Below are 17,578 nucleotides of genomic sequence, written 5' to 3'. Positions count from 1 at the left end.
TGACGGAGCCCGGATGTTGGCCAAGCCAATGAATTTGCTGATGGTCGAAGACAGCTCGATGGACGCCGAGCTGACCCTGTTGAGACTTGAGCGCAGCGGCATGCTGATCCAGGCCCGGCAGGTGTTCGACCACTGGGGCGCGGAGCGCGCCCTGCAAGAGCAAAGTTTCGATCTGATCCTCTGCGATTGCGTACTGCCTGGCTCTTCGGGCAGCGACGTGCTGGCCATCGCGCGGCGCCTGGCCCCGGATACGCCCTTTATTTTCCTGTCCGGCATCTACGGCGAAGAACACGCGGTGGAAATGATCCGCCTGGGTGCGACCGACTACGTCCTGAAAAAGAACCTGTCATTGCTGCCCAAGGCGGTGGGCCGCGCGCTTACCGAAGTCCAGGAACGCCAGCGCCGGCGCCGGGCCGAAGAAGCACTGGCGGATGTAGAAGCGCGTGCGCGGATCGCGATTGACGCGGCAGGCATGGGCAGTTGGGACTTTCGCCCGCAGGACGGCCTGTTGCTCTGGGACGATCGCTGCAAGGCGCTGTTCAGCCTGCCCGCAGATACCGAGATGGATCTGCCATTGTTCTATGCCGGCCTGCATCCCGATGATCAGGGCGCTGTCCGTGAAGCCGTGGAACAGGCCATGGCACCGGACAGCGATGGCAGCTATCGCATGGAGTTTCGCTGTATCAATGGCAAAGAGCCGCGCTGGCTGCTGAGCAGTGGCCAGGCGCGGATCGTCGATGGCCAGTGCGTGCGTTTCTCCGGTGTATTACAAGACATCCACCAACAGCGTCAGGCCACCCAGGCACTTAAACAGCTCAATGAAATCCTTGGCGAACGGGTCGAGCGGCGCACCCGCGAGCGGGATCGTGCCTGGGAGTTGTCGCAAGACCTGCTGGGCGTATTCAATAAGGATCTGACGCCGGTGGCGCTCAACCCGGCCTGGGAACAGGCGCTGGGCTTTAACCGCCAGGCCCTGGCGCAGATTTCACTGATGCAATTGCTGCCCGAAGATGACCGCCAGGCGTTCTGCAGCGAGCTGGCGACCCTGGCGCGCAACGGCGACAGCGTGCGTTTTACCGGCCGGATCCGTCACGCCAATGGTCAGCAGCGCTGGCTGTCATGGGTGGTGGTGCCGGAAGACACTCTGCTCTATGCGGTGGCGCGGGACATTACTGGCGAGCGTGAGGCGACCGAAAGCCTTGCCGAAGCCAATACCCGGCTGCGCGATCAGATTGCCGAGCGCGAGCGGATCGAAGCCGCCCTGCAACAGATGCAGCGCCTCGAAGCGGTCGGCCAATTGACCGCAGGCGTGGCCCACGACTTCAACAACCTGCTGACCGTGATCCTCACCGGCTCCAGCTTTCTCGAACGTGAGCTGGACAAGCCAGATCTGGACAAGGCGCGGCGGCGCCTGAAGCACATCCGTGAAGCGGGCGAGCGCGGTGCCAAACTGACCTCACAGTTGCTGGCCTTCTCCCGGCGCCAGCGCCTGGAGCCGGTGCCGCTGAACCTCAACGACACCTTGAACGGCCTGGAAGAACTGCTGCGCCGCACCCTGGGCGGAAGCATTCTGGTTCGCCTGGATCTGCACGCTCAGTTGTGGCAGGCGCTGACCGATCCGACCCAGACCGAGATGATCATTCTCAACCTGGCGATCAACGCCCGCGACGCGATGCCGGCCGGCGGCCTGCTGATCCTGCGCACCCACAACACTCGCGTGCGGCAAGCCGCGCAACGGCCGGAAGATCCCGAGCCTGGCGACTACGTGATGCTGTCAATCCGCGACACCGGCTGCGGCATGAGCCAGGATGTGCTGGCCAAAGTGTTCGAGCCGTTCTTCACGACCAAGGACATCGGCAAAGGCTCCGGGCTGGGCCTGGCGCAAGTGTTCGGGTTTGCCAAACAGTCCGGAGGCGGCGTGCGCATCGACACCGAGCCGGGCCGTGGCACGGAAGTCAGCGTCTATCTGCCGGCGGTGCAGCAGACCGCAACACAGACCGAGCCGCCAGTGCCCGCTCAAGAGCCACAGAACAGCGGACATAACCGCTGCATCCTGGTGGTCGACGATGAACACCTGATCCGCGACATGCTCAGCGAAATGCTGGTGCTGCAAGGCTATCGGGTCCGTCAGGCCAACAGTGGCGAACAGGCGTTGCAATTGCTCGACGATCAGGTCGATCTGCTGCTCACCGACTTCGCCATGCCCGGCTTCAACGGCGCACAGTTGGCCCGCGCGGCGCGCGACCGTTATTCACAGTTGCCGGTGGTGTTTCTGACCGGCTATGCCGAACTGCAAGGCCTGGAATTGCCTGAAAGCCTGGTGCTGCAAAAGCCGGTCAAGCCTGATGAACTGTTCCGGGCGCTGAGCCAGATGCTCTGATGACGCTGGGGTGGCGGTCGCGGCCAAAGCCAATACTGTTCAGACAAGCATTGCGCACCAGATGGGAGCGAGCTTGCTCGCGAAGAGGCCGGTAAACGACCTCTGCTGCGGGCTATTTCTCAAGATTCAATAGCAACGGCGACCTTGCTCTGAGCGGCACACACTCAGCGTTTGGCCGCCATTGCGGTCACTTCCACGCGCATGCCCGGCACAGCCAGCGACGCAACGCCAACGGCGGCACGGACCGGCCAGGGCTTGCTGAAAAAGCGTTGATAGACCTCGTTAAAAGCGCCGCGCTCATTCATGTCGGTGAGGTAGATGGTCAGGTGCAACACACGATCCAGCGAACTGCCGGCGTTTTCCAGAGCGACCTTGAGCGCCTGCAGGGTGCATTCGCTTTGCGCAGTGATGTCACCCAGTTCCAGGCTGCCATCGGCACGGGTCGGGATCTGGGTGGACACCAGCAAGCCAGCGAAACCGGCGACGTCGCTAGAGATGGACTCCGGGTCTGGATCGGGCAGAAAATCGATATCAGAATTGGCCATGTGAATCTCTGGTCAGGTGAATGAAGGCCGACCAGTGTAATGCCCTATCGCGGCTAAAGGCGAAAGCGATTTGCCGGTGAAGCGCCGCTGCCCGTTACGCCTGAACAATACCGCGAGCGCCTGGTTGGCGCTTGCCCCCTGAACCGGAGCCCTGATGAATACGCAAGACACCCTGCGCCAGCAACTGATTGGCCAACCCCTGCCCTCTTTGACCCTGACCGCCACTGACCACTCCAGTGTCGACCTCAGCACCCTGCCCGGCCTCAGCGTGGTGTTTATCTACCCGCGCAGCGGCAACCCCGAACTGCCCGCCCCGGCAGAAATGGCCAGTGTGCCTGGTGCCAAAGGCTGCACCCCGCAGGCCTGCGGCTTTCGTGATGCGTTCGATGAATTCGCCGCCTTGGGCGTACAGCGAATCTTCGGCCTCTCGTCGCAAGACACCGCCTATCAACAGGAACTCAAGGAGCGCACGCAACTGCCCTACCAGCTGTTGTCCGATCAGGACTGTGCATTAGGCAAAGCGTTGGGCCTGCCGGTGTATCAGGCCGGGCCGCTGCAAGTGTATGGCCGCGCCGCACTGGTGATCGACGACGGCCGGCTGGCGCAGCTGTACACCGAGATCCCGGAGCCGGCGCGCAATGCCGAGGACATTATTGGCTGGTTGCGCCAGGCACAGAGCTGACGCAAACCGCTGCTTCAGAACATGGTATTGGTGTTGGCCGCCTGCTGCGGGACGTTCTGGATCACGTCCCAGTGCTCGACGATCTTGCCATTGGCAACCCGAAAGATGTCCACCACGGCCTGACCCGGATCCTTGGCGCCATTGGTGGAGTGCACGTGCAGGTACACCAGGTCACCATCGGTGGCGCTGCGCACGACACGCGCCCTCGATTGCGGGTTTTCCTTGAAAAAGCCCGCAAAGAATTCCACGAACGGCGCCTTGCCATCCGGCACCTCAGGGTTGTGCTGCTTGTAGCTGTCCGCAACCAGCTGCGCGGCACCGGCTACGTCATGTTTGTTGAAGAAGCGTTCGTAAAAATCCAGCACCAGGGTGCGGTTGGCCTCTTCCGCTGCCAGGTTGCGCGGGGTAGCGGCGTGACTGGTCGCTGCCACAACAACGAGCAGCGCGGCCAGCGCCAGACCAGCCAGGGTTTTCAAGGAAAGGGTCATAAGGCTTCCTGAGAGAATGAATGAGGCGCTGATAGTAGTCTGTTGGGCGGCTACGAAACTATCACCAGCCTGACATGTGAAACGATTGTCGAGGGGGCCGTATGCTCTCGCACCCGGCCCCGCTGCGGGATCAATAGCCCAGCGACAACCCGGTATTGCGCCGTGGATCGTTGGCGCCGTAGTACTTGTTGTTACCCACCGGTTTGCCGTCCAGCGAAGGCGCGCCGACCAGAATCGCCGCTACATGATTGAGCGGTTGCGGCCCGGTGAATTTGTGGCCCCAGCTTTCGAGGATCTTGCGCGTATCAGGGCTGATCGCGAAATCTTCCAGGTGGGTTTCCTCAGGCAGCCATTGCTGGTGGAAACGGGTCGCGTCGGTGGCTTCCTGGATGTTCATGCGGTAGTCGATGACGTTGAGCATGGTCAGCAGGGTCGCGGTAATGATCCGGCTGCCGCCGGGCGTACCCACCACCATGACAGTCTTGCCGTCCTTGGTGACGATGGTCGGGCTCATGGATGACAGCGGGGTTTTACCGGGGGCAATGGCGTTGGCTTCGCCCTGCACCAGGCCGTACATGTTCGGTACGCCGACCTTGGAAGTGAAGTCGTCCATCTCGTCGTTGAGGATCACACCGGTCTTGCTGGCCATCACCCCGGCACCGAACCAGTCGTTGAGGGTGTAGGTCACCGACACCGCATTGCCCCATTTGTCGACGATGGAGTAGTGCGTGGTGTTGTTGCCTTCATGGGGCGCGACGCCAGGTGCCAGGTCTTTGGAGACTGCGGCTTTCTGTGGGTCGATGGCAGCGCGCAGCTTGGCCGCGTAGTCCTTGTCGAGCAGCCGCTCGAGCGGGTTCTTGACGAAATCCGGGTCGCCCAGGTAGCTGTTGCGATCGACATAGGCATGGCGCATCGCTTCGATCTGGTAATGCATGGCCTGGGCGGAACGGAAGCCCAGATCCTTCATCGGATAGCCTTCGAGAATATTCAGGATCTGGCAGATCACTACACCGCCAGAGCTCGGTGGGGGCGCCGAGACGATGTGGTAGCCGCGGTAATCGCATTCCACCGGCGCCAGTTCACGGGTCTTGTAGCGGTCCAGGTCGGCCTGGGTAATGATGCCCTTGCCGGCCTTGCTGGAACTGACCAGGGCATCGGCCACCCAGCCCTTGTAAAAGCCGTCCTCGCCCTTGGCGGAGATTTCCCGCAGGGTGCGCGCCAGGTCTTTCTGCACCAGCTTCTGGCCCACCTGCATTGGCTTGCCGTCATCGAGGAAGATCGAGCCGGAATCCTTGATGTCCTTCTTGAAGTCTTCGGTGGCGGTCCACAGCAGGTCCACGTCGCCCTGCTCCAGCACAAAGCCGTCATCGGCCAGCTTGACCGCCGGGGCGATCATCTCGGCGCGCGGCTTGCTGCCGTACTTGCTCAGTGCATACTCCATCCCCGAGACCGTGCCCGGCACAGCAACCGCCAGGTGGCCGCGCGAACTCAGGCCCGGCACCACGTTACCGTCCTTGTCCAGGTACATGTCGGCAGTGGCAGCCAGCGGCGCCTTTTCGCGGAAGTCGAGGAAGGTTTTCTTGCCGTCAGCCATCTGAATGGTCATGAAGCCGCCACCGCCCAGGTTGCCCGCAGCCGGATAAACCACCGCCAGCGCGTAACCCACCGCCACCGCCGCATCCACGGCATTGCCACCGGCCTTGAGCACGTCGACGCCCACATGGGTGGCCAGATGCTGGGCAGTGACCACCATGCCGTTCTCGCCGGCCACTGGGGCTTGCGAAGCGGCCAGGGCCAGAGGGCTTTGGGTAAAACAGAAGGCGACAGCGACGAAGGCCGTCAGCTTGCGGTACATCATGAGCCAGATTCCTTGTTCAGTTTTCTGATTGTTTGCGGGTGTTTGCCACCCTTGGCATATGGCCTGCAAGAGCATAGCGCTAAATCAGCAAACGACGCGAACCAGGCTCAATCAACGGTGGCGGGTGGTCGAGCGCAGCTTGTAACGCTCGCCGGGGTGAGTCAGGCGCACATAGCTGACCAGATTTTCGCTGGACCAGGTTCGCCGCACCATGCACAGGCAGGCCGCACCGGGGTCGATTTCCAGCCACTGAGCGGTCCGCGCATCGGCGTGGATGGCTTCGACCACATGCTCGATATCGCTGATCGGGCAACTGGCGACCAGTACCTCGTTGGGGGTCTGCTTCGAGAAGTCGCTGGACAGGTAGTGCGGCACCCAGCGCGGGTTGACGTAGCGGTCTTCGAGCTGGATCGGCAAACCGTTCTCGCGATGCACCAGAATGCTGTGAAACACCGGGCTGCCGATGCGCAGGCCCAAACGCAGGGCCACTTCATCGTCGGCGGTAATGGCTTCACTGCGCAGCACATCGTTGGAGTAGTGATGCCCGCGGGCGCGGACCTCTTCAGCGATGTTCATCACCTCCTGCAACGAAGACTCGGCGCGTGGGTCGGTGACGAAGGTGCCCAGCCCGGCCTGACGCACCAGGTAGCCCTGCTGCACCAGGTTGGTGATCGCCTTGTTGGCGGTCATACGGCTGACGGAAAAATCCCGGGCCAGTTGCTCTTCTGGCGGAATCTGGTGATTGACCGGGTAGTCGCCTTCGCGGATATGCGTCAGCAGGAACTCTTCGATCACTTTGTACCGAGGGGGTTTCGGGGTACTCACCAGTTCTCCGGAAGTGTGGGCAAGGAGTCGAATAATACCCCGCAGCCCACACCTTGCCACCCGTTTTCAGTCACTGCTGGCCAGTGCCCGGCCCTGTGCCTGCGGTTTGACCCAGATCCAGTACGCCAGGACCAGCAGGCCGAGCCACACCACCCCGACCCACATGGCCGGACGGCTGTTCGGGAACCAGGCCAGCACGCCGAACACGAACAGCATGAAACCGATGGCCGCCGCCGGGGCAACCGGCCAGAACGGTACCCGGAACTTCAACTGCGCAACCTCGGCGCTGCTCATACGGCGGCGCATGCCCACCTGGGAAACCAGAATCATCAACCACACCCAGACGGTGGCGAAGGTGGCCAGCGAAGCGATGAGCAGGAAGATGTCTTCAGGGATCAGGTAATTGAGCACCACGCCGATCAGCAACGCAGCGGCCATCACCAGCGCCGTGAGCCACGGCACGCCATTGCTCGACACCTTGGCAAAGCCGGCCGGTGCCTGACCTTGCAGCGCCATGCCGTACAACATGCGCCCGGCACCGAAGACATCGCTGTTGATCGCCGAAATGGCCGCCGAGATCACCACGATATTAAGCAGCGCGGCAGCAAAGCCGATGCCCAGGTTATCGAAGATCTGCACGAACGGGCTGCCTTGGGTGCCGATCTGCGGCCACGGGAAAATCGACATCAGCACGAACAGGGTCAGCACGTAGAACAGCAGGATGCGCAGCGGCACGGCGTTGATCGCCTTGGGCAGCACCCGTTGCGGGTCCTTGGCTTCGCCGGCAGTGACGCCAATGATCTCGATGCCGCCAAAGGCGAACACCACCACGGCAAAGCAGGCGATGAAGCCGCCAATGCCATTGGGCATGAAGCCGCCGTGCTGCCACAGGTTGTGGATGCCGGTGCCGCCGTCACTCAGGCCGAAGCCGTAGAACATGATGCCCAGGCCGCCCAGAATCATCGCCACGATAGCGCTGACCTTGAGGATCGACAGCCAGAACTCCATTTCGCCGAAGACCTTGACCGTACACAGGTTCAGGGCGCCGATGAAACAGATGATCGACAGCACCCAGATCCAGCGCGGCACATCGGGAAACCAGAAGCCCATGTAAATGCCAAACGCGGTGACGTCCGCCAGGCAGACGATGATCATCTCGAACGCGTAGGTCCAGCCGGTGATAAATCCGGCCAGCGGCCCGACATAGGAGGTGGCGTATTCACCGAACGAGCCGGACACCGGATTGTGTACGGCCATTTCGCCCAGGGCGCGCATGACCATGTACACCGCAGCGCCTGCGATCAGGTAGGCCAGCAGTACCGACGGGCCAGCCAGCTTGATGGCCGAGGCCGAACCGTAGAACAGCCCGGTGCCGATGGCCGACCCTAGCGCGATAAAACGAATATGACGGGCACTCAGACCCCGTTTGAGCCCAGTATGGGTACTCATGTCAGTGCATCTCCGATTGTTTTTATAGTGCAGAGATGGCCGCCCCGCGTGCCGGGCGGCCTGTGCTCAATCGAGCGTCAGAGGCTAGGCAGCAGGCGCGGCGGCACCAGCGCATTGAGACAACCGCTGGCCAGCAGAGCACTGGCGGTCTCGATGTCAGGGGCGAAGAAGCGGTCTTCCTGATAGTAAGAAACTTCGGCGCGCAACAGGCTGCGGGCTTTTTCCAGCTTCTCGGAGCTCTTGAGGCCGTTACGGAAGTCCAGGCCCTGACAGGCACCCAGCCATTCGATAGCCAGGATGCCACGCACATTGTCGGCCATGGCCCACAGCCGCTTGCCGGCATTGGGCGCCATCGACACGTGGTCTTCCTGGTTGGCCGAGGTCGGCAGGCTGTCGACGCTGGCCGGGTGCGCCAGCGCCTTGTTGTCGCTGGCCAGGGCCGCTGCGGTGACCTGAGCGATCATGAAACCGGAGTTGACCCCGCCGTTTTCCACCAGGAACGGCGGCAACTGCGACATGTGGCGGTCCATCATCAGCGAGATGCGGCGCTCCGACAACGAGCCAATCTCGGCAATGGCCAGCGCCAGGTTGTCAGCGGCCATTGCCACGGGCTCGGCGTGGAAGTTACCGCCAGAGATCACATCGCCCTGCTCGGCGAACACCAGCGGGTTGTCCGACACGGCGTTGGATTCGACTTCCAGCACTTCGGCGGCCTGGCGCAACTGGGTCAGGCAGGCGCCCATCACTTGCGGCTGGCAGCGCAGCGAGTACGGGTCCTGGACCTTGTCGCAGTTGGCATGCGAGCGCGACACTTCGCTGCTGTCGGTAAGCAGGTCGCGGTAAGCGGCAGCCACGTCGATCTGCCCGCGCTGGCCACGCGCGGCATGAATGCGCGCATCGAACGGCGCCCGCGAACCCAGCATGGCTTCGACGCTCAGGCCGCCGCAAACAGTGGCGGCAGCAAACAGGTCTTCGCCTTCGAACAGCCCGCGCAGCGCATAGGCCGTGGACACCTGGGTGCCGTTGAGCAGCGCCAGGCCCTCCTTGGCGGCCAGGGTCAGCGGCTCAAGACCTGCCACCGCCAGCGCTTCGGCGGCTGGCAGCCACTGGCCTTTATAGCGCGCCTTGCTCTCGCCGATCAGTACCAGCGACATGTGCGCCAGCGGTGCCAGGTCGCCGGAGGCACCCACCGAGCCCTTGAGCGGGATGTGCGGGTAGACCTCAGCGTTGATCAGGGCGATCAGCGCGTCGATGACCTTGCGGCGAATCGCCGAGAAACCACGGGCCAGGCTGTTGACCTTGAGCAGCATGATCAGGCGCACCATCGCATCATCCAGCGCCTCGCCGACACCGGCGGCGTGAGACAGCACCAGCGAGCGTTGCAGCTTTTCCAGATCTTCAGGGGCGATGCGGGTCGAGGCCAACAGGCCAAAACCGGTGTTGATGCCATAGGCAGTACGGCCTTCGGCCAGGATACTCTCGACACAGGCGACGCTGGCGTCGATGGCGGCATGGGCGCCGGGGTCCAGCTCGACGCGCACCGGTTGCTGGTAGGCCTGACGCAACTGGGTCAGGTTCAAGGTGCCGGGTTTGAGGGTCAGGGCATTCATCAATCAGGCTCCTTTGTTGTTCTTGCTGCCGATCATCGGCAGGTTCAGGCCCTGTTCATGGGCGCAGTCGATTGCAATCTGGTAACCGGCATCGGCGTGACGCATCACCCCGGTGCCCGGGTCGTTGGTCAATACCCGGGCAATACGTGCCGCGGCATCGTCGGTGCCATCACAGACGATGACCATACCCGAATGTTGCGAAAAGCCCATGCCTACGCCGCCGCCATGGTGCAACGACACCCAGGTTGCGCCGCCGGCGGTGTTGAGCAGCGCGTTGAGCAGCGGCCAGTCCGATACAGCGTCGGAGCCGTCACGCATGGCTTCGGTCTCGCGGTTAGGGCTGGACACCGAACCGGAGTCCAGATGGTCACGCCCGATCACCACCGGCGCCGACAGTTCGCCAGAGCGGACCATTTCGTTGAACGCCAGCCCCAGCTTGGCACGCTGGCCCAGGCCGACCCAGCAGATCCGCGCTGGCAGGCCCTGGAAGGCAATGCGCTCACGGGCCATGTCCAGCCAGTGATGCAGGTGGGCGTCGTCGGGGATCAGCTCCTTGACCTTGGCGTCGGTCTTGTAGATGTCTTCAGGATCACCGGACAGCGCCGCCCAGCGGAACGGGCCGATGCCGCGGCAGAACAGCGGACGAATGTAGGCCGGCACGAACCCCGGAAAGTCGAAGGCATTGGCTACGCCCTCTTCCTTGGCCATCTGGCGAATGTTGTTGCCGTAGTCGAAGGTCGGCACGCCGGCTTTCTGGAAGTCGAGCATCGCCTGTACGTGCACGGCCATCGATTGCTTGGCCGCCTTGATCACCGCTGCCGGGTCAGTCTTGGCACGGTCGCGGTACTGCTCCCAGCTCCAGCCAATCGGCAGGTAGCCATTGAGCGGGTCGTGGGCGCTGGTCTGGTCGGTGACCATGTCCGGGCGTACCCCACGACGGACCAGTTCAGGGAGGATTTCAGCGGCGTTGCCGTGCAGGGCGATCGACACCGCTTTGCCTTCGGCGGTGTATTTGGCGATGCGTGCCAGCGCGTCGTCCAGGTCAGTGGCCTGCTCATCGACATAACGGGTGCGCAGGCGGAAGTCGATGCTGGTCTGCTGGCATTCGATGTTCAGCGAGCAGGCACCGGCCAGCGTCGCCGCCAGTGGCTGCGCGCCGCCCATGCCGCCAAGACCGGCGGTCAGTACCCAGCGCCCGGTGAGGTTGCCGCCAAAGTGCTGGCGACCGGCCTCGACGAAAGTCTCGTAAGTGCCCTGAACGATGCCCTGGCTGCCGATGTAGATCCAGCTGCCAGCGGTCATCTGGCCGTACATGGCCAGGCCCTTGGCATCCAGTTCGTTGAAGTGCTCCCAACTGGCCCAGTGCGGCACCAGGTTGGAGTTGGCAATCAGTACCCGTGGCGCGTTGGAGTGGGTCTTGAACACGCCAACCGGCTTGCCGGACTGGACCAGCAGGGTTTCATCGTCGTTGAGTTCCTTGAGGGTCTCGACGATCTTGTCGTAGCACTCCCAATTGCGTGCCGCACGGCCAATGCCGCCATACACCACCAGCTCTTTCGGATTTTCCGCCACCTCGGGATCGAGGTTGTTCATCAACATGCGCAGCGGCGCCTCGGTCAACCAGCTCTTGGCGTTGAGGGTGGTGCCGCGGGGTGCACGGATTACGGTGTCACGAAACGTCGTCATGGTCAGGTCCTGATACAGGGTGTTGTTCTTGTTGAAAGGGTGTTCTTGAAAAACTTGCCGTCAGCGTTCAGCCGCCTAGCGCCAGGGTATGAATCAGCCGCGCCGCCGCCTTGGCGGTGTGGCTGTCGATATCGAACGTGGGGTTGAGCTCCGCCAGGTCGATCAGCCGCAACCGACCGCTGTCACGCAAGCGCTCGATCAGCGGTTCGAGCAGGTGCATGGGCACGCCCCGCGCCGCCGGCGCGCTGACGCCTGGCGCTTCGCTGGCCGGCAGTACATCGATGTCGATGGTCAGGTACAGCGCGTCACAGCTGCGGGCAAACGCGTGCAGCTCATCACCGATCAACTGCAGCGTGGCTTCGCGGATCTGGTGATCCTCACGGACCAGCACATCGAGCTCGGTTGCGCGGTTGAACAACGCCTGGGTATTGCTGGCGCGGCTTACACCGACACAGGCATACAAAAACGGCCAGCCACGCGCGGCGCATTGCTCGGCGATCTGTGAAAACGGCGTACCAGAGGAACGGGTCTGGCTGAAATCTCGCAAGTCGAAGTGCGCATCGAAGTTGACGATGCCGATGCGCGGGGTGTCCGCCCGCCCGGCAAAGTGCTGCGCCAGTCCCGACCAACTGCCGTACGCCACTTCATGACCGCCACCGAGCACCACCGGCAGGTGGCCGTCGTCGAGCAGCCGGCACACACCGTCGGCCAAACGTTGCTGCGCGGCCTCCAGATCAGCGTCATCACAGACCACGTCACCGGCATCGTAAGCCGGCCCCTGGCGATGCCAGGCCAGATTGGCCAGCGCCTTGCGCATCGCCAGCGGCCCGGCCGCTGCACCGGTACGGCCGTGGTTGCGGCGCACACCTTCGTCACAGGCAAAACCCAGCAGCGCCAGACCAGGGACCGCGCTCGCAGCCCAGGGCTGGATGCGCTGGTGCCAGCGTGCGCTGTCCTGCTCCGGATCGACGCGCCCGCTCCAGGCGTCCAGGCTCTGACGATCAGCGAACATAAGTAACGACTCCTGCAAAAACGCGCTGGCGCAGACGGCCAGCCTGGATGGCATAGGCAAGTTCGGCCGGGTGACGGACATCCCACAGGCACAAGTCGGCCGGTGCGCCCACGGCGATCCGACCCAGCTCCTTGTGGCCCAGCGCATAGGCCGCATGGGCGGTCATGCCGGCCAGGGCTTCGGTGGGGGTCAGGCGGAAAAACGTGCAGGCCAGATTGGCCATCAGGGTCGGCAGGCAGATCGGCGAGGTGCCGGGGTTGGCATCGCTGGCCAGGGCCATAGGGATGCCGTACTGGCGCAACAGGGCAATCGGCGGCTGCTGGGTCTCGCGCAGTACATGGAAGGCACCCGGCAGCAGCACCGCAGCGGTGCCGGACTCGGCCATGGCACGTACGCCGGCCTCGTCGAGGTATTCGATATGGTCCACCGACAGGGCGCCATAGCGTGCGGCCAGCGCGCTGCCACCCAGGTTCGACAACTGCTCGGCATGCGCCTTGATCGCCAGGCCATGGGCGATGGCCGCCTGGAATACTCGCTCACATTGCGCCGGGGAAAAGGCGATACCTTCGCAGAACACATCGACGGCATCGGCCAGCCCCTGTTGCGCAGCGGCCGGGATCATCTGCTGGCAGACCAGATCAATGTAGCCGTCACTGTTGCCGGCATATTCGGGCGGCAAGGCATGGGCGCCGAGCAAGGTGGTGACGACCCGGACCGGTCGCAGCGTACCCAGGCGGCGCGCCACACGCAGCATCTTCAGTTCGTCTTCAAGGGTCAGGCCGTAGCCGGACTTGATCTCGACGGTGGTCACACCATCGGCCAGCAAGGCGTCCAGACGCGGCAGGCTGGCCGCGATCAGCTCATCTTCCGTGGCAGCGCGGGTGGCACGCACGGTGCTGAGAATCCCGCCACCGGCGCGGGCGATCTGCTCGTAACTGACGCCCTGCAAACGCTGCTCGAACTCCACTGCGCGATCACCGGCATACACCAGGTGGGTATGGCAGTCGACCAGCCCCGGCGTCATCACGCCGCCCCGCCCTGCTTCTTCGGTGCCGACAGCCAGCACAGGATCAAAGTCCTTCTCTGCCCAGAGCGCCGCAACGCGGCCTTGCTCGACCAGCACGGCCATGGGCTCAGGCAGTTGCTGCTGCCCGTCAAACAGGGTGACCTCGCGCCAGAGCAGGCGCCCGGATGCAGTGGAGAGCATTTGTCATGCCTTTTCTTGTTTAATGTATATACATTTAGCGCTCATCCCGCGAAAAGGTCAACCTCCAGACAAAAGAAAGCCTTATAACTGCCACATCAGGCACAGTTAACGGGCTTATTGTATATACATATCGCTAGGCATGACGCTCAATCTGCCGCTGGTTGCGCTGTTTCGGCTAGAGCGCCACCGCCGGATAGGCCTCCAGCGGCGCCACGATCTGCTCTTGCGCCACCACCAGCGGCAAGTCACGCGAGCCTTCGGCGGTGGCCTTGACCAGCCCGAACAGCGTCGCCGTGGCCAATTCCAGCGCACGCGGCAGCGGCTCGCCGCTGAGCAGGCGCGCCAGCAAGGTCGCCGAGAACACGTCGCCCATGCCGTTGGGCAGTGGATGCAGGGCCAGACGCGGGGTGTTGACCAACCAGGCGCCCTCGCCGTTGACCGCCAGCGTACCGAGCTGATCGGCAGGAATATCCGGCGTGGCCAGGCTGGTGATCACCACCACATCCGGCCCACGGCCGCGCAGTTGCCGCGCGGTGCGCACTGCATCTTCAACACTGACAAGCCGGCTGCCGGTGAGCAGCTCGAACTCGAACTGATTGGGCGTGACAATCGTCGCGTGAGGTATGGCCAGGTTGCGCAGAAAATCCGGAATCGCCGGGTTGACGAACACCCCACGCCCCACGTCGCCCATCACCGGGTCACACAGATAACGCACCGCCGGGTTGTCGCGACGAATCTCGTCGACCGCCTCAAGGATCACTGCACCGATCCCCGCATCGCCCAGATAACCCGACAGCACCGCCGAGACCCTGGACAACACGCCCCGGTCACGCAACCCGGCGAGCACCTCGCGAATGTGCTCGGCATCGAACACCTGACCGCGAAACTGACCGTAACCGGTGTGATTGGAAAACTGCACGGTGTGCACCGGCAAGACTTCGAACCCCAGGCGCTGTAACGGAAATACGGCGGCGTCGTTGCCGACATGGCCGAGAGCGACATGGGACTGGATGGACAAGACGTACGGCGGATGACTGTGGGGCATGGCAGCAAGTGGTCCTATTGTTCAGACGTGCGGTGAGCGCAATCAAGCCATCATACCGGCATGCCTGCCACTGACCACATTCCAGGCAGCAATGCACTGGATAAAAACTCTGTTTTTTGCGCAATCCGAAGAGGCGCATAAAGAAGAGCCACGCGACGCTGGTATCCCAGCCCCCGACCCACCGTGACCTGAAGCCGCCGAGAAGAGGACCGCACCATGCCGTTGCGCGATGAGTTCGATAACCCGCAATTCAAGAAAGGCCTGCAAGTACGCCGCGAAGTGCTCGGCGCTGAATATGTGGATCGCTCGGTCAATGAAGTTGAAGACTTCATGATCCCGATGCAGAAGATCACCACCGAATGGTGTTGGGGCGAGGTCTGGACCCGGCCGGGCCTTGAGCGCAAGACCCGCAGCATGCTCAACCTGGCCATGCTCACCGCCCTGAACCGCCCCAATGAAGTCCGCCTGCATGTGCTGGGCGCGCTGAACAACGGCGTCACCCCGGAGGAAATCCAGGAAATCCTCCTCCAGGCCTGCATCTATTGCGGCGTGCCTGCGGCGCTGGACAGCTTCAAGATCGCCCACGAAGTGGTGAAGAAGTTCCAGGCTGATCAGGCCAGCGAGCCGAAGTAACGGCTATGGCGCCGTTTACGCGCGGCGTCGCTCGCGCAGTGATTCAAGCCTAAGCGTCACACGTTGAAACGCCCCAACAACTGCCCCTGCTGCTGCACCTGCTCGACCATCATCGAGCACTGGCGCACCTGCTCTTCAGTACCGGCCGCCACTTCGTGGCTGAGGTCACGAATGTTGGTGGTGTTGCGGTTGATCTCTTCGGTGGTCGCGCTTTGCTCTTCGGCCGCCGTTGCGATCTGGGTGTTCATGTCGTTGATGCGCACAATCGCCTGACGGATTCGCACCAGCATCTGGTTGGCCGCACCGGCCTGTTCGGCGGTTCTGCTCGCGCTATCGCGGTTTTTTTGCATGCGTGACTCGGCTTGCTGCACGCCAGACTGCAACTGATCGATCATCTGGCGGATTTCCTCGGTCGATTGCTGGGTGCGCGACGCCAGGGTCCGCACCTCATCGGCCACCACGGCAAAACCACGTCCTGACTCACCGGCACGGGCGGCCTCAATCGCCGCGTTGAGCGCCAGCAGGTTGGTCTGCTCGGCGATGCTGGTAATGACCCCCAGAATCGACTCGATGTTGTCGCTGAACCGCGCCAGCTCCAGGATCGCCTGGCCGGTTTCCTCCATTTCGACCGCCAGATGTCGGATCGCCTCGGTTGAACGCTGCACCACGTGTTCGCCGCTTTCCGCTTCCTGGTTTGCCGCCATTGCCGCCTGCGCGGCGGCCTGAGCGTTGTGGGCCACGTCATCGGCGGTCGAGGACATTTCCTGCATCGCAGTGGCCAACTGATCGAGCTCCTGCAACTGACGCTGCAAGCGGCTATCAGCCTGGGTCGCTTCACGAGAGGTCGCTGCGGTGCTCTCGCGCACTTGGCGCGACGAGCCCAGCACCTGACCGATCAAGCCTTGCAGGGTTTCGAGAAACAGGTTGAATTCCCGAGACACACTCGCCACTTCATCGTTGCCATGGGCAGGCAAGCGGCGGGTCAGGTCGCCCTCGCCGCTATTGACCTCTTTGATCGAACGTTGAAGCAGGTCAAGCGGCTTGAGCAGCTGCTTCATGAAGGTACTCAACAGCAGCAGGCTGATGATGACCCCCAGCACGGTGGCGATGATCGCCCACTTGCTCAGGTTGTCGGCCTCGGCCATGACGATCTTTTCATCAAGCACAACCCCGATGTACCAGTCAGCACTGCGCAGGTTGGCCAACGGGGTGAAGGCCACCAGCAGGTCCTTGCCATCAACCTGAACCTCCTGAAGTTTGCCGGTCAACGTCGGCTGCTGGCCGGCAAACAGTTCACTGTAGTTTTTGGCGTTGAGCTCTGTGTTGGGGTGCGAAATGATATTGCCGTTCTTGCTGAGCAAAAACGCGTAGCCCGCCCCGTTGAAGTCCAGGGTGTTGACCGCATCACTGATCGCCTTCAAACGAATATCGCCGCCCATCACGCCCAGGAACTGGCCTTTATCACGCAGCGGCACCACGGCGGAAATCAGGGTTTCATGGGTCGTTGAGTCCACATAGGGATCGCTCAGCACGGCTTTGTCGGCTGCCTTGCCGGTTGCATACCAGGGCCGTGTGCGACCGTCCCAGTCGGCCTTGGGCTTCCAGGATGAAAGGTTGGAAATGGGTTTGCCATCACTTTGCAGCGCGCCGAAGATCATGATGAATTCATCGCTGAGCATCGGGCTGTGGATGACGCGTAATACATGCGCGGGGCTGTAATCGCTGTCGATGTTCTGCGCCACCAGATCGATGAGTTTGAGCTTGGCTCCCAGCCAATTTTCAATCTGCCGGGCCAGCGCACCACTGGACTCGGCAATGCTGGCAGAGACCTGACGGTCCAGTGAACTGCGCACCTGGGTGACCTGAGAAACCGATAACAGACCGGTGGTGAGAAACAATACAGCTGCAGCGGCCATGCTGACTTTATGGACGATTTTCAACGGCACACTCCCTTGACTAGCCGGACAACAAAATCTGTCGCGCAAGGTAATGGCGATTTGAAATCAGCACAATCCACTTACAAACAAACTTAATGCTCACAAACGGTACTTTACACTTTCGTTACATTATGACGCGCAACGAGTAGAGTGCCGTTGAAACGCAGCCAATAGCTGTTGGAACGCTCTGCGTCGCGGGTTACAGCGGCGCATGAGACGTT

Annotated in this window: 14 protein-coding genes and 1 pseudogene; 3 read left to right on the top strand and 12 right to left on the bottom strand. The window is 62.4% G+C overall.

From position 1 onward, the window contains the following. Positions 1 to 13: 13 nt before the first annotated feature. Positions 14 to 2,380, top strand: a complete 2,367-nt coding sequence (locus tag NRB16_RS02320) for a hybrid sensor histidine kinase/response regulator (protein ID WP_257105376.1) — start codon at positions 14 to 16, stop codon at positions 2,378 to 2,380. A gap of 164 nt (positions 2,381 to 2,544) precedes the next feature. On the opposite strand, the gene NRB16_RS02315 is transcribed toward NRB16_RS02320, so the two are convergent. Then, positions 2,545 to 2,925: a RidA family protein gene (locus tag NRB16_RS02315; protein WP_045492343.1), complete on the bottom strand. Its 381-nt coding sequence runs from the start codon at positions 2,923 to 2,925 to the stop codon at positions 2,545 to 2,547. A gap of 154 nt (positions 2,926 to 3,079) precedes the next feature. Between NRB16_RS02315 and NRB16_RS02310 the strand changes: the two genes are divergently transcribed. After that, a complete protein-coding gene (locus tag NRB16_RS02310) occupies positions 3,080 to 3,607 on the top strand; it encodes a peroxiredoxin (RefSeq protein ID WP_257105375.1) in 528 nt (175 codons plus the stop codon). 14 nt (positions 3,608 to 3,621) lie between these two features. On the opposite strand, the gene NRB16_RS02305 is transcribed toward NRB16_RS02310, so the two are convergent. The 9 genes from NRB16_RS02305 to pdxY all read right to left on the bottom strand — a co-directional run bounded on the left by NRB16_RS02305 (position 3,622) and on the right by pdxY (position 14,787). Further along, on the bottom strand, positions 3,622 to 4,095 hold the full coding sequence (locus NRB16_RS02305; RefSeq protein ID WP_257105374.1) for an ester cyclase: 474 nt from the start codon (positions 4,093 to 4,095) through the stop codon (positions 3,622 to 3,624). Between the two features lie 130 nt (positions 4,096 to 4,225). Next, entirely contained in the window at positions 4,226 to 5,950 is a 1,725-nt protein-coding gene (gene ggt / locus NRB16_RS02300; RefSeq protein WP_373568427.1) for a gamma-glutamyltransferase, read from the bottom strand. Between the two features lie 114 nt (positions 5,951 to 6,064). After that, on the bottom strand, positions 6,065 to 6,778 hold the full coding sequence (hutC, locus tag NRB16_RS02295; protein WP_045492348.1) for a histidine utilization repressor: 714 nt from the start codon (positions 6,776 to 6,778) through the stop codon (positions 6,065 to 6,067). 66 nt (positions 6,779 to 6,844) lie between these two features. Then, on the bottom strand, positions 6,845 to 8,227 hold the full coding sequence (locus tag NRB16_RS02290) for an amino acid permease (RefSeq protein WP_045492350.1): 1,383 nt from the start codon (positions 8,225 to 8,227) through the stop codon (positions 6,845 to 6,847). A 77-nt stretch (positions 8,228 to 8,304) separates the two neighbouring features. Beyond that, entirely contained in the window at positions 8,305 to 9,837 is a 1,533-nt protein-coding gene (gene hutH, locus NRB16_RS02285; protein WP_045492352.1) for a histidine ammonia-lyase, read from the bottom strand. A 3-nt stretch (positions 9,838 to 9,840) separates the two neighbouring features. Further along, entirely contained in the window at positions 9,841 to 11,523 is a 1,683-nt protein-coding gene (gene hutU, locus NRB16_RS02280; RefSeq protein WP_257105373.1) for a urocanate hydratase, read from the bottom strand. 67 nt (positions 11,524 to 11,590) lie between these two features. Further along, a complete protein-coding gene (gene hutG / locus NRB16_RS02275; protein ID WP_257105372.1) occupies positions 11,591 to 12,535 on the bottom strand; it encodes a formimidoylglutamase in 945 nt (314 codons plus the stop codon). Next, entirely contained in the window at positions 12,525 to 13,742 is a 1,218-nt protein-coding gene (gene hutI, locus NRB16_RS02270; RefSeq protein WP_253141847.1) for an imidazolonepropionase, read from the bottom strand. The genes hutG and hutI overlap by 11 nt, the downstream gene beginning before the upstream one ends. A 175-nt stretch (positions 13,743 to 13,917) precedes the next feature. Continuing rightward, entirely contained in the window at positions 13,918 to 14,787 is an 870-nt protein-coding gene (gene pdxY / locus NRB16_RS02265) for a pyridoxal kinase PdxY (protein WP_257105371.1), read from the bottom strand. 216 nt (positions 14,788 to 15,003) lie between these two features. Here pdxY and NRB16_RS02260 point away from each other — a divergent pair, with 216 nt between their 5' ends. Continuing rightward, complete coding sequence (locus NRB16_RS02260) at positions 15,004 to 15,420, top strand: carboxymuconolactone decarboxylase family protein (protein WP_253141845.1); 417 nt, start codon at positions 15,004 to 15,006, stop codon at positions 15,418 to 15,420. 56 nt (positions 15,421 to 15,476) lie between these two features. Here the strand turns inward: NRB16_RS02260 and NRB16_RS29540 are convergent, their stop codons facing one another. Continuing rightward, positions 15,477 to 16,286, bottom strand: coding sequence for a methyl-accepting chemotaxis protein (locus tag NRB16_RS29540; protein ID WP_373568426.1), 810 nt, complete (start codon positions 16,284 to 16,286; stop codon positions 15,477 to 15,479). A gap of 48 nt (positions 16,287 to 16,334) precedes the next feature. After that, positions 16,335 to 17,336 (bottom strand): annotated as a pseudogene (locus tag NRB16_RS29535) (cache domain-containing protein); the annotation flags it as partial. Between the last annotated feature and the right edge of the window lie 242 nt (positions 17,337 to 17,578).

This window comes from Pseudomonas sp. LJDD11, assembly GCF_024584215.1.
Taxonomy (GTDB): domain Bacteria; phylum Pseudomonadota; class Gammaproteobacteria; order Pseudomonadales; family Pseudomonadaceae; genus Aquipseudomonas.
Note: the sequence above shows the minus strand (reverse complement) of the source record. Positions and strands in the feature narration are given on the sequence as shown.